The 12011-nt window shown below is 62.3% G+C and carries 12 protein-coding genes and 1 pseudogene; 10 read left to right on the top strand and 3 right to left on the bottom strand.

Translation table 11 applies throughout. The features are described from left to right. The 8 genes from atpD to VOI29_RS17125 form a co-directional block, all read left to right on the top strand. The coding region (gene atpD / locus VOI29_RS17165) for a F0F1 ATP synthase subunit beta (protein WP_323781342.1) at nucleotides 1-895 on the top strand (895 nt) is incomplete at its 5' end. 56 nt (nucleotides 896-951) lie between these two features. After that, nucleotides 952-1365, top strand: coding sequence for a F0F1 ATP synthase subunit epsilon (locus VOI29_RS17160; protein ID WP_323781340.1), 414 nt, complete (start codon nucleotides 952-954; stop codon nucleotides 1363-1365). A 336-nt stretch (nucleotides 1366-1701) separates the two neighbouring features. Further along, on the top strand, nucleotides 1702-2358 hold the full coding sequence (locus VOI29_RS17155) for a metal-binding protein ZinT (RefSeq protein WP_323781337.1): 657 nt from the start codon (nucleotides 1702-1704) through the stop codon (nucleotides 2356-2358). 96 nt (nucleotides 2359-2454) lie between these two features. Continuing rightward, nucleotides 2455-3681, top strand: a complete 1227-nt coding sequence (locus VOI29_RS17150; RefSeq protein WP_323781334.1) for a GTP-binding protein — start codon at nucleotides 2455-2457, stop codon at nucleotides 3679-3681. Next, nucleotides 3678-3977, top strand: coding sequence for a DUF6525 family protein (locus tag VOI29_RS17145; RefSeq protein ID WP_323781331.1), 300 nt, complete (start codon nucleotides 3678-3680; stop codon nucleotides 3975-3977). Before VOI29_RS17150 ends, VOI29_RS17145 begins: the two co-directional genes overlap by 4 nt. Nucleotides 3978-4592: 615 nt before the next feature. Next, a complete protein-coding gene (locus tag VOI29_RS17135; protein ID WP_323781328.1) occupies nucleotides 4593-4871 on the top strand; it encodes a hypothetical protein in 279 nt (92 codons plus the stop codon). 121 nt (nucleotides 4872-4992) lie between these two features. Further along, nucleotides 4993-6600 (top strand): class I SAM-dependent methyltransferase, encoded by a 1608-nt coding sequence (locus VOI29_RS17130; protein ID WP_323781325.1) that lies wholly within the window; start codon nucleotides 4993-4995, stop codon nucleotides 6598-6600. Between the two features lie 141 nt (nucleotides 6601-6741). Then, nucleotides 6742-7959: a PAS domain-containing protein gene (locus VOI29_RS17125; RefSeq protein ID WP_323781322.1), complete on the top strand. Its 1218-nt coding sequence runs from the start codon at nucleotides 6742-6744 to the stop codon at nucleotides 7957-7959. 222 nt (nucleotides 7960-8181) lie between these two features. Here the strand turns inward: VOI29_RS17125 and nhaC are convergent, their stop codons facing one another. Further along, nucleotides 8182-9612, bottom strand: coding sequence for a Na+/H+ antiporter NhaC (nhaC, locus tag VOI29_RS17120; protein WP_323781345.1), 1431 nt, complete (start codon nucleotides 9610-9612; stop codon nucleotides 8182-8184). A 372-nt stretch (nucleotides 9613-9984) separates the two neighbouring features. On the opposite strand from nhaC, the gene VOI29_RS17115 reads away from it, so the two are divergent. Further along, a complete protein-coding gene (locus VOI29_RS17115; RefSeq protein ID WP_323781319.1) occupies nucleotides 9985-10335 on the top strand; it encodes an H-type lectin domain-containing protein in 351 nt (116 codons plus the stop codon). Between the two features lie 9 nt (nucleotides 10336-10344). Here the strand turns inward: VOI29_RS17115 and VOI29_RS17110 are convergent, their stop codons facing one another. Continuing rightward, nucleotides 10345-10746 carry a helix-turn-helix domain-containing protein gene (locus tag VOI29_RS17110; protein ID WP_323781315.1) on the bottom strand — a complete coding sequence of 134 codons (402 nt, stop codon included), beginning with the start codon at nucleotides 10744-10746 and terminating at the stop codon, nucleotides 10345-10347. Between the two features lie 266 nt (nucleotides 10747-11012). On the opposite strand from VOI29_RS17110, the gene VOI29_RS17105 reads away from it, so the two are divergent. After that, nucleotides 11013-11501: a DUF2938 domain-containing protein gene (locus VOI29_RS17105; RefSeq protein ID WP_323781312.1), complete on the top strand. Its 489-nt coding sequence runs from the start codon at nucleotides 11013-11015 to the stop codon at nucleotides 11499-11501. A 102-nt stretch (nucleotides 11502-11603) separates the two neighbouring features. Here the strand turns inward: VOI29_RS17105 and VOI29_RS17100 are convergent. Next, a pseudogene (locus VOI29_RS17100) lies at nucleotides 11604-12002 on the bottom strand (phosphoribosyltransferase family protein); the annotation flags it as partial. Nucleotides 12003-12011 lie beyond the last annotated feature (9 nt).

Genomic DNA, 12011 nt, shown 5'->3' with positions numbered 1-12011 from the left:
GTTCGCGGGTGTTGGCGAACGGACCCGTGAAGGCAACGACCTGTACTGGGAAATGATCGAATCCAACGTGATCAAGCCGGACAACCTGGAAGAATCCCAGGTGGCCCTGGTCTACGGTCAGATGAAAGAGCCTCCGGGAGCCCGTGCCCGTGTTGCGCTGACCGGCCTGACCCTGGCCGAGCAGTTCCGCGACCAGTCCGGCACCGATGTTCTGTTCTTCGTGGACAACATCTTCCGCTTCACCCAGGCCGGTTCGGAAGTGTCCGCTCTCTTGGGCCGTATCCCCTCCGCTGTGGGCTACCAGCCGACGCTGGCAACCGACATGGGTGCGATGCAGGAACGCATCACCTCCACCAAGAACGGCTCGATCACCTCGATCCAGGCGGTCTACGTGCCCGCGGACGACCTTACCGACCCGGCTCCGGCAACCACCTTTGCCCACCTGGACGCAACCACCGTTCTGAACCGTGCGATCTCGGAACTCGGCATCTACCCCGCTGTGGACCCGCTGGACTCCTCGTCGCGCCTGATGGACCCGCAGATCGTTGGCGAAGAGCACTATAAAGTGGCCTCCGACGTTCAGCAGATCCTGCAGCGCTACAAGTCGCTGCAGGACATCATCGCGATCCTCGGCATGGACGAACTGTCGGAAGAGGACAAGCTGACCGTTGCGCGTGCGCGTAAGATCCAGCGTTTCCTCAGCCAGCCGTTCGACGTGGCAAAGGTCTTCACCGGCTCTGACGGTGTGCAGGTTCCGCTGGAAGACACCATCTCGTCGTTCAAGGCCGTTGTGGCCGGCGAATACGACCACCTTCCCGAAGGCGCCTTCTACATGGTCGGCGGCATCGAAGAAGTGAAGGCAAAAGCCGAGAAGATGGCTGCGGAAGCCGCCTAAGACTGGATTTTCCCCTGCGCCCCGGCGGTGCAGGGGAACCCTGAAAGGAGGCCCCAATGGCACAAACGATGCAATTCGACCTCGTGAGCCCCGAGCGGAGCCTTGCTTCGCTGCAGGCCAGCGCGGTCCAGATCCCCGGTGCGGAAGGCGACATGACGGCGATGCCCGCCCATGCGCCCACCATCACCACCCTGCGCCCCGGCGTGCTGAAGGTCGAAAGCCCGGACGGCAACTCGGAGTATGTGGTCACCGGCGGCTTTGCTGAAATCGGCGGCGACAGCCTGTCGGTTCTGGCCGAGCACGCGATCCCGATGGCCGAGATGACGCGCGAGCAGATGGACGCGCTGATCGAAGACGCCCGCGAGACGTACAAGACCGCAAAAGAGGAAGACCAGCCGCACGGGCTGGTCGAGGACGCAGCCAAGCTGCTCGCCGACATGGAAGCCCTGGGCACCCATATGTCCCTCTGATCCAAACGCGGATTGGACGATTTTGAAACCGGCTCCCTTCTGGGGGCCGGTTTTTTCGTCGGGGAAGGCTGTTTGACGAGGCTTGCCTGCAGCGGCAAATCGCCCGCTGGAAGGGTATTTTCACCGAGCTGCCCTTTGAAGAATGATTTGGCCCGCTGTCCGCACTGCGGACAAAGGTTGAATTCGCCGCGGTTGCTCCAATGACCGCTTTCAGTTGTTGGCCTGCGCTAAAGATCACCTGTTGGAAAGCGTGTCTTGCCAAAGTCATCCGATGAAACTACATGCGTGGCATGTTATGTTATTACATTCGAATCACTAGAAAACTGGAGTCCCTGGATGCCCTGCAAAACCCTCAAACGAACGGCCATCACCGCAATCAGTGTGTTGATGACCGTTTCGGCTCCGGCCATTGCCCAAACAGCAAACCACGCCACATCCAGCGTCGTTAATCATAAGGAGCACGCGCATGAACCGGTTCTTGTAAACGAAGCGGACGTTCAAGCCCGCGAGCTGTCTGATTGGGAGGCCGACTGGCAATCGGTTTATCCATTTTTGCAAGACGGCACTCTGGACGCCGTGCTGGCGCATAAAGCCGAAGATGCGGAACGCACCGTCGAGGAATTCCGCGCCTATTATGACGCAGGCTACGCGACCGATGTAGGCCGCATTCTGATCGACGGTTCCAAGGTGACCTTCTTCCGGGATGGCCTGCCCGTTCAGGGGCTATACGAAAACGACGGCTATGAAATTCTAACCTATGAGTCCGGCAACCAAGGTGTGCGTTACATCTTTGAAAAGTCAGGTGGTGACGCAAAAGCACCGCAGTTCATCCAGTTCAGTGACCATATAACCGTGCCGGCAAAGGCGGAGCATTTTCATCTGTACTGGGGCGACGACCGCGCAGAACTGCTGAAGGAAGTCACCAATTGGCCCACATATTTCCCGGCCAATATGACTGGTGCCGAGATCGCAGCAAATATGCTCGCGCATTAAATCCGGTCGCTTCCCCATGCCAAAGCGGCAGGCCTGCGACAAAAGCAAGCCTGCCGCTCCGCTTCAGACAATCCTTTAGTCCAAGGCCGCTCCAGAATGAACACTCCCGCGATAAACACAGACACACGCCTTCCCGTCACTGTCCTCTCAGGCTTTCTGGGAGCAGGGAAAACCACCCTTCTGAATGAAGTCTTGCAAAACCGTGATGGCCGCCGCGTTGCGGTCATTGTAAATGATATGTCCGAGGTCAACATCGACGCCGGCATCATTCGCGACGGCGATGCAAACCTCAGCCACACGGAAGAAACGCTGGTTGAAATGACAAACGGCTGCATCTGCTGCACCCTTCGCGACGATCTGTTGCAAGAGGTCAGCCGTCTCGCCGCAGAAGGCCGCTTTGACTATCTTCTCATCGAATCCACGGGCATTTCGGAACCATTGCCAGTTGCGGCGACTTTTGACTTTCGCGATGAGAATGGCGTCAGCCTTTCGGATGTTGCGCGGCTCGACACGATGGTGACCGTGGTCGATACAGTCAATTTATTGAAAGACTACGCCAGCCACGATTTTCTCAGGGATCGTGGCGAGGTGATGGGCGAGAACGATGACCGCACGCTCGTGAACTTGCTGGTCGACCAGATAGAGTTTGCCGACGTTGTAATCCTGAACAAAGCGAATGATGCCGGGCCTGCAAACGTAGAAGCCGCTCGCATGATAGTTGTGGCATTGAATCCGGATGCGCAAATAATCGAGGCTGACTACGGGAAAGTGCCTCATGACCGAATATTTGATACGCGCCTGTTTGATTTTGAAAAAGCGCACGAAAATCCGCTTTGGGCAAAAGAGCTTTACGGATTTTCGGATCACATCCCTGAAACTGAAGAATATGGGATTTCGTCGTTTGTGTATTGCGCAAGACGGCCTTTTGCCCCTCAGAAAGTGAGCGACGTGCTGTCTGGCCCCTTGCCCGGCGTCATACGTGCCAAGGGGCATTTTTGGATAGCGACGCGACCCGATTGGGTGGCTGAATTTTCGCTTGCAGGCGCATTGAGCAGTGTCAAACCTATGGGCATCTGGTGGGCAACCGTTCCCGAAGATCGACGCCCGGCAAGCCCGCAGGCAACAGAGTATTTAGAGCACCACTGGCAGGAGCCCTTCGGGGACCGGCGCCAAGAATTGGTGTTTATCGGTTCGGGCATGGACAAGGCAGCGATAACAGCGGCGTTGGATGCGGCCCTTGTTGAAGATGCGCATGCATTTACGCCCGACGCTTGGGCCAGCTTGCCCGACCCGTTTCCGCATTGGCGGCGCGCGCCTGTATGATCAGCGCAGCGAGGCGGAAAGGTTTTGTGACACGGCGCGGCAGCAATGCGCGGACGAGCTTGCCCCGGTCAAAACAAAGCGGAAATCCGATGGCGGCCTTTGACCAGTTGCCAGCGGATCTCCGCGAATGGCTCAGGCAAGCTGCGCTGCCGTGGTCACCTCGTTCGGCGCTGCGGGTTTGGCGGTCTGCACTAAAAAAACACGGAGGCGACCGGACTGCTGCCTGCGCTTACCTCAGCCAAGTGGAACTTAAAAATCTCAAGCAAGAAGCTGGACGGATTTGGGGTGCCGAATAAAAAATCCTAAAAAGGGGACTTTGGCCACTTATCAGGAAATCAGCAAGGTGGGCTCACGCACTAAATCGCTCCGCGATATGGGCGCCTGTGGCTGGCGGTGCGGGAAACCGGGATTTGTTTTGCGGATTTCGATGACGGCTGCGTGCTGTCGGGCGCGGTGATTTAGCCTCGGTTGACAGAGGGTTTCCGATGACCGTTCAGCAGTCCGCATCGGCGGCACCCCTTCGCGCCCGGATGATTGCCGATATACCGGCGCGCAATCCGGGGCCGGCGCTTCAAACCAGCCACTTGCGGGCCAGCAAGCGGTTTGCAGCCTGGCTCGGACGATCCCCCCGGGACCGCGGTACCCGGCGATGTGCGGGGCTTCCAGCGGCAACTGATGGAAAGCGGCACCAGCAACTGTACCCGCGATCAGACCATGACCGGGGTGAAGTTTCTGTTCCGGGTGACGCTGCGGCGGATGAACTCGCCGGTTCCTGATCCATGCCCTGCCCAAGGGGCAGCAACGCATCCGCCCCTACGGCGTCTTCGCGAATCGCAACCGTGCCGCCAATATCGCCAGGATCAGGGACCTGCTCGGGGCAGGCAGCTTCGGCATGGGTTTTGTGAGCCTTGATGGGCATGCGCCGCGCCGAGCGCGGTCCGCCCAACCTGCAGAACAAGTACCAAGGCCATCAACCGCTTCAAATCCCCATAGAGCCAGCTGATCCGCCCACTTCCAACCCCGCGATTTCCCGCTTGCGTGTTTCTCCGACGCCAGGCAATGCCGCGCATCATTCAAACATCGCGCGCGGCGTCCGAGAAACCTGCATCAAGCAGCCCCTCTCCGGAACCGCGGCGAACGGCACCGGTCTCATCGCTGGCCTCATCGCCGGCCTGCCCGCTGGCGCATGATGTCAGCAGGCCGGCATTCACTTCACAAGATCTGCCCCCGGCCTGCGGATCATTAACGCTATTCTCACAACTTTTCGAAAAATTGCCCGGCATGACAACGTCCCAAACTACAGGAGTCGCCGTGACCGATTGGACTTCCGGCTACGTCGCCGGCATTGACTACACCCATGACTTCCACAGCCAGCTGACGCCGGCCTTGCTGGGCTTCGGCGCGATGAGCCAGGGCCACCGGCACGCTCTGGACGGTGGCCGCATCAGCTATTGCGAGCTGGGCTGCGGTCAGGGGTTTTCCGCCAATCTTCTGGCCGCGGCCAACCCGCATATCGACTTTCACGCGATGGACTTCAGCCCTTCGCATATCGCCGGCGCCCGGGAGCTGGCGCAGGAGGCGGCGCTGGAAAACGTGCATTTCCACGAACGCTGCTTTGCCGGTTTCGACGCCGCGCCGGGGCTGCCCCAGGTCTTTGACATCATCGCGCTGCATGGTGTGTTCAGCTGGGTGTCGGAGGAAAACCGCCAGCATATCACCCGCTTCATCGCCAAGCGGCTGAAGCCGGGCGGGCTGGTCTATGTCAGCTATAACGCGATGCCCGGCTGGGCTGCAGCCATGCCCTTGCGCCGGCTTCTTGCCGCCCGGGCAGAAAAGGGCAGCGGGGCGCTGACAGACCGGATCGGCGAGGCGACGGCCTTGGCCCGTCAGCTGGGCGCAGCGGGGGCGGCGTATTTTGCCAGGAATCCGGCGGCCGCCAAGCGCCTGGAGCAGATGAAATCGATGCCGGCCAATTATCTGGCGCATGAGTATTTCAACAAGGACTGGCCCCCTTTCTACTTCGAGGATCTGGCGGGCGAACTGGCCGGGGCCAAATTGATTTTTGCAGGGTCGGTGCATCCGCTGGACAATCTGGACTGCATCCGCTTCACGCCGGAACAGCAGGCCCTGCTCGACAGCGAGGGCGATCCCGACCGCCGCGAAGGGCTGCGCGATCTGCTGCTGAACGAGCATTTCCGCACCGATATCTTTGTGAAGGGCAAACTGGCGCATACCCCGCGCGGCGGGATCGGCGCCTGGTTCGCGACGCCCTTTGCCCTCAGCCGCCCCTACAGCGGCGGCGTGCTGAAATTACAGCACCGGGGTAAAGAGGTGCCGCTGGAACAGGATCATTACGCGCCCGTTCTGAAGGCGCTGGCCAAGGGGCCGGCAACCGTGCGCAGCCTGCTGGATCAGGGGGTGTTTGGCGCCATGGACTGGGGCAGCATCTCCCGGATGCTGACGGTCCTCGCCGGTACCGGATGCATCACCCCCTGCCTGCCGCAGGAGGGGCTGGCCCAGCGGGCGGCTGCTTGCCGCGCCTTCAACCTGGCGGTCTGCAAGCGGGCCGAGGACAGCGGCACATTGCGCTTTCTGGCCTCCCCGGTCACCGGCGGCGGGGTTGAGGCGGACCGGTTCGAGCAGCTGTTCCTGCTGGCCCGCAGCGAAGGCCATGAGACGCCTGCCGATTGGGCGGCGCTGGCCTGGCGCATTCTGGCGCCGCAGGGCCAGCGGCTGCAGCACGACGGCCGGGTGCTGGAGACCGAGGAGGAAAACCTTGCCCTGCTGGGGGCCAGGGCGGGCAATTTCGCCGCCCGCCGCCTGCCGCTGTTCCTAAAGCTGGGGCTGACGCTGGAAGACACCCGGCAGGACCAGGCGCAGATCCCGGCCCCGGACCAGGCCCGGGGCGCCGCGGCGTGATCCCGCTGCGGCCGGGGGCGGCGTCCGGCCGGCCCCGGCCGCAGGGGAAAACTCTGTCCTTGCGCCGCCGCATTAGCAATTTGAAAAGCTGTGCCGCTTAAACAGAAGCGGCCCCATACACTCACTGACAGGAATTCGCTCGTGTCCTTTGAAGACCGCACGCTGGCTGCCCGAACGACGGGCAGGGAATCGGCTTTTGCCCTCGACGAGGTGTTTTTCTCCCGCACTGACACCCGTGGTGTGATCCAGGCCGGCAATGCGGTGTTCAGCCGTGTCGCCAAACACCCGCTGGAGGATCTGCTGGGCGCGCCGCACAAGGTGATCCGCCATCCGGACATGCCGCGCGCGGTGTTCCAGCTCTTGTGGGACAGGATCAAGGACGGCGGCACCGTTGGCGCCTATGTCAAGAACCGGGCCAGCGATGGCAGCTATTACTGGGTCTTTGCGGTCGTCACCCCCTGCGAAAACGGCTACCTGTCGGCGCGGATCAAGCCCACCAGCCCGCTGCTCAGGACCGTCGAGCAGGAATACGCGCTGCTGCGCCAGGCGGAGCGCGGCGACGGACTGGCCCCTGAAGACAGCGCCGCGCTGCTGCTGGCGCGGCTTCAGCAGCTTGGCTTTGCCACCTACAACGACTTTGCCGGCCATGCCCTGGCGGAAGAGCTCATGGCCCGCGATGCAGGCCTGAAGCGCCCCGCGGACGCCCGCCTGGCGGAACGCCGGGCGATGCATTCCGCAGCCGGGGATCTGCTGCAGGAAACCGAGGCGCTGGTGCAGGAATTCGAATCGATGCGCACCATCCCGCACAACCTGCGGGTCATTGCCTCGCGGATCGAACCGGCCGGCGGGCCGGTCACCGTTCTGTCCGAGAACTACAACGCGATGTCGCGCGACATGTCCAATTGGTTCGAGGCCCATGTCTGGGGAAAGAACAGCAATTTCCGCGCCATCAATGGCACCGTCACGGCAGCCATCTTTGTCGAAGGGCTGGCGCGGATCCTCACCGAATGCGGCCGTCAGCTCAATCAGGAAGACGGCGCCGCAGCCATTGATATCAATCGTGAACAGGCGATTCTGGCGCAGCTCAGCGAAGATCAGTTCACCAAGGCCAGGGCCAGCCTGCAGGATGTCCGGTTCGAGGCCGGCCGCATTATGAAGGCCTGCATGACCCTGCACCGCCACTTCATGGCGCTGACAACAACCCGGGTGCTGTGCAAGATCGAATGCGCCCGGCTGGGCAGTGCCGGTGAATCTCTGAACACGATCATTGATGAGCTGGGCCGGTTCCAGGACCGGATTTCCGCCCGGCTGGAAAAGATCACGGAGCTCAGCACCGCCCTCGCATCCGAGGAGAAATAGCCCGCGCTCCGGGGTGTTTCTCTGCCGCTGTTCCGGTCCAGCTTTTGCGAAACGCGGCAGGCGGCTGCCGGTCGCGCTTCTTGAACCGGATCGGCAGCTGCGTGGCGCTGCTGAAACCGGTGGCGGCTTAAATCCCGGCCACCGTCATGTTGGTTTCATTCAGCAGCGCCAGGCCGGTGATGATGCGATGCCTTCGGCGCAGGCCACCGGCGCGCTGTTCCGTCAGGCGGTCAGCATGGCCACTGGCTCGCCGCTGTCTTCCCAGGCGGTGATTTCGTCTTCGCTTGCCTTGGGCGAAAACAGCCCGGTCATCGCATAGAAGATGCCGATCAGCGGCGACAGCCAGCAGGCAAAGGCCAGCGGGATGTACAGCAGGTTTTCAAAATTGCCATCGGAAATCCCCAGCGCCAGCGCCGAGATCACAAAGGCGCCGCCCGCGTTCCAGGGGATCAGCGGCGACACCAGCGTGCCGCCTTCTTCGATCGCGCGCGACAGGTTCAGCGGCGAATACTTCATGCCGCGGTAAACCGGCGCATACATCCGGCCGGGCAGGGCAATCGACAGGTAGGGGTCGCCCGCCACGGTGTTGGTCGCAACCGATGTCAGGATCGCCGAGGCCTGAATGCCGGCAAAGCTTTTGACCCGCGCAATGATCACCTCGATGATCGCCTGCAGGCAGCCGGTGCGCTCCAGCGCGCCGCCGAACCCCAGCGCCAGCAGCACCAGCGAGATGGTCCACATCATCGACTGGATGCCGCCGCGGTTCAGCAGCGGGTCGATTTCCGGCACGCCGGTTTCAATCGCATAGCCGCTGTTGGCAAAGGTGAAGGTCTCATGCAGGCCCGCGCCCTGGCACGCCACCGCCAGGATGCCGCCGGCCAGAGCACCGGCAAACAGCGACGGGATGGGGGGCTGCTTCTTCACCGCCAGCGCGATGACCAAGACGGGCGGCAGCAGCATCAGCGGCGAGATCCAGAACGCGCCGTCCAGCGCCTCGGTGATCGCGTCGATCCGTTCAAACGACACTTGCGAGGTGTCGATCAGGGTGAATCCGGCAACCAGATAGACCGCCAGCGCGATCAGCATCGACGGCACCGTGGTCGGCAGCATATTGCGGATGTGGTCGAACAGGTTGGTGCCGGTCACCGCAGGCGCCAGGTTGGTGGTGTCCGACAGGGGCGAGATCTTGTCACCGAAAAACGCGCCCGAAACCACCGCACCGGCGGTCCAGTACATCGGAATGCCAAAGCCCGCGCCGATGCCCATCAGCGCCAGTCCGACGGTGCCCACCGTGCCCCAGGAGGTGCCCAGCGACACCGACACGACCGCGCACAGCACCATGCCCGCGGCCAGGAACAGCTCCGGCGACAGGATTTTCAGCCCGTAGTAGATCAGCGTCGGCACCGTGCCGCTGGCAATCCAGATGCCGACAATCATGCCGACGTTGATCAGGATCGCCAGGGAGGGCAGCGAAATGGTCACGACATGGAACACGCCTTCTTCGATATTGCCCCACTTATGGCCCAGTTTCAGGCCGACCAGCGCGGTGATGGCGATGCCGATGGCCAGCGGAATATGCGGGGTGAAATCGCCGAAATAAAACAGCTGGACGCCCAGAACACCCAGTGTCAGCACGATGGGCAGCAGCGCCATCGCCAAGCCGGGCTTCACGATGTTCGGATCATTTGGTGACACGGATATCTCCTTGGTTCGGTCAAATCGCCTGTCAAAGGCGGATGCGGACACACAGCAGAAATCGGCCCCGGGGTCGCGCCGGAACCGCGCCGGAATGCACGGCGTTTGCGACAATCAGGGAGTTTTTCCCCAATCGGGGATCTGCGGCTCTTCGGGGGGAAATTCCCGTTCCCGGTGTTGCGGCCGCCAGGGTTTCTGTCCGGCCTGGGCGGGGGCAGACCAGCCGCGCTTTGCGCAAAAGCAACAGCCGCCGGGTCTTTGCGGCTGGTTTCTGGATAATCCTGATGTATGGCGTAGTTTGAACGGCACGCCAATCGCTTGGGAACCGGAATGAACAGACTGCGCAACCCCCGCACCGGGGTCGATCAGGGCGATACCGAGGTGTTTTCGGATTTCGAAGACGGCGGCGAGATGTGGACCGGCTCCGGCCCGCGTGAGCGGCGCCGCGCCGTGAGTTTCACAGTGGCCTTTGCCCGCCCGCCGGCCGTGCATGTGTCGCCATCGCTGTGGGATATGGACACCTCCGCCGCGATCCGGGCCGAGCTGGTGGCGGAAAACATTACCTGCGAAGGGTTTGAAATCGTCTTCCGCACCTGGGCTGACAGCCGCGCCGCCCGCCTGCGCGCGGGCTGGCTGGCCATTGGCGACCTGCCCCATGCCGATGACTGGGACGTCGATTAGGGCGCGGCGCTAGACCTTGGCGGTCAGGGTTCCGGCCTGCAGCAGTTTTTGAAACCTGGGGCACTCCAGATGGCTGGGCGCCGGGCAGTCTGCCACATGGCGCAGCGCATCGCGCAGGGCCGACAGCTCGCGGATCTGCGCCTCCAGCGCATCGGCGCGGGCGTGCAGCTGGCTGCGCGGCAGATCCGGCTGGCCCTCCTTGCCGAACAGGCCCGCAATTTCCTGCAGCGAAAACCCGGCCGCCTTGCCCAGCGTGATCAGCGACAGCTGCAGCAGCGTCTCCCGCCCGAACTGCCGCCGCAGCCCCTTGCGCCCGGCAGAGGTGATCAGCCCGATTTCCTCGTAGTACCGCAGTGCCGAGGGGGCCACGCCGGAACGCTCCGCGACCTCGCCGATATCCAGAAGTTTCATGTTCGACCTCAAGCCGCCTTGAACAGGCAGGCTGCCAGACCTGCGCCGGCAGGGCAAGAAGGTTTCTGCCCAGACCGTCCGGCTGGCGCTCTGAAACCGCGCAACACGCCTTGCAGCCTTGGCGCTTGGTTCAATGGAACGCCAAGGCAGCCGCCAACGCAGATTGCGGCACCCGGGCGGCAAACCGGTCTTGACTTCAAGTTGAGTTGAAGTTGTACGCCAGCTCCGGACTCAATGTGCGAACAAAGGAAAAGGCAGAATGTGCTATGATAGATGAACTCATTTTCAAGGCGGTCCTGGCCGGGACCGGGGCAACGGTTTTCATGGACTTGGTTGCACTGGCCCAGAAACGGCTTTTGTCCATGCGGTCTCTGGACTATGCGATGGTCGGCCGGTGGCTTGGCCATGCCGTCCGGGGGCGCTTCATTCACCGGCCCATCACGGCGAGCCGGCCGGTTCCCGGCGAGCGGCTGATCGGCTGGACCGCGCATTACCTGACCGGCATCCTGTTTGCAGCGGCATTTCTGGCGGCGATCGGGGAGGAGTGGCTTAATAACCCCAGCCTTTGGCCGGCGCTGGCGTTTGGCGCCCTGACAGTGTGCGCGCCATTCCTGATCCTTCAACCTGGCCTTGGGGCAGGGATCGCTGCGCGACGGACACCGGCGCCGAACATGGCCCGGCTGAAAAGCCTGGCGGCGCATCTCACCTTCGGAGCCGGGCTTTGGGTGTCGGCGCACAGCCTTTCACTGCTGTAGCGCCTGCCTGCGGCTGCCCCGCTGCAGATACGGAAACAGATCCGGAAAAGACAAAAAGCCCCGCAATCGCGGGGCTTTCATCACGTCCGGACACCAGCCGCCTCAGCTGCCGTTAAAGGTCAGGCTCTCGTAGATCGGCACCAGGGTTTTGTCCTCGAACAGCGACGACACCGATGTGCCGTGCCAGATGTTCAGGATCGCCTGGGTGAACAGCGGCGCGGTCGGCAGGATGCGGATGTTGGGCGCGGCAGCGACGGCGTCGGTCGGCTGGATCGAATCGGTCAGCACCAGCGATTTCATCACCGAATTGGTGACCCGCTCCACCGCCGGGCCGCTCATCACGCCGTGGGTGATATAGGCGTGCACCTCCTTGGCACCGTTGTCCAGCAGCACCTGCGCCGCCTTGCACAGCGTGCCGGCGGTGTCGCACATGTCGTCGATGATCAGGCAGATCTTGTCCTTCACATCGCCGATCACGGTCATCTCGGCCACTTCGCCGGCCTAGATCGG

Origin of the sequence: Leisingera sp., from assembly GCF_034669605.1 — a bacterium.
Classification (GTDB): Bacteria; Pseudomonadota; Alphaproteobacteria; order Rhodobacterales; family Rhodobacteraceae; genus Leisingera.
Note: the sequence above shows the minus strand (reverse complement) of the source record. Positions and strands in the feature narration are given on the sequence as shown.

What these genes read in the sequence shown, in the direction of transcription:
- VOI29_RS17150 (WP_323781334.1), top strand. Translation starts at nt 2,455, where the DNA reads ATGAACACTCCCGCGATAAACACAGACACACGCCTTCCCGTCACTGTC.
- VOI29_RS17145 (WP_323781331.1), top strand. Translation starts at nt 3,678, where the DNA reads ATGATCAGCGCAGCGAGGCGGAAAGGTTTTGTGACACGGCGCGGCAGC.
- VOI29_RS17135 (WP_323781328.1), top strand. Translation starts at nt 4,593, where the DNA reads ATGGGCATGCGCCGCGCCGAGCGCGGTCCGCCCAACCTGCAGAACAAG.
- VOI29_RS17115 (WP_323781319.1), top strand. Translation starts at nt 9,985, where the DNA reads ATGAACAGACTGCGCAACCCCCGCACCGGGGTCGATCAGGGCGATACC.
- nhaC (WP_323781345.1), bottom strand. Translation starts at nt 9,612, where the DNA reads ATGGCGCTGCTGCCCATCGTGCTGACACTGGGTGTTCTGGGCGTCCAG.
- VOI29_RS17110 (WP_323781315.1), bottom strand. Translation starts at nt 10,746, where the DNA reads ATGAAACTTCTGGATATCGGCGAGGTCGCGGAGCGTTCCGGCGTGGCC.
- VOI29_RS17105 (WP_323781312.1), top strand. Translation starts at nt 11,013, where the DNA reads ATGATAGATGAACTCATTTTCAAGGCGGTCCTGGCCGGGACCGGGGCA.
- VOI29_RS17155 (WP_323781337.1), top strand. Translation starts at nt 1,702, where the DNA reads ATGCCCTGCAAAACCCTCAAACGAACGGCCATCACCGCAATCAGTGTG.
- VOI29_RS17160 (WP_323781340.1), top strand. Translation starts at nt 952, where the DNA reads ATGGCACAAACGATGCAATTCGACCTCGTGAGCCCCGAGCGGAGCCTT.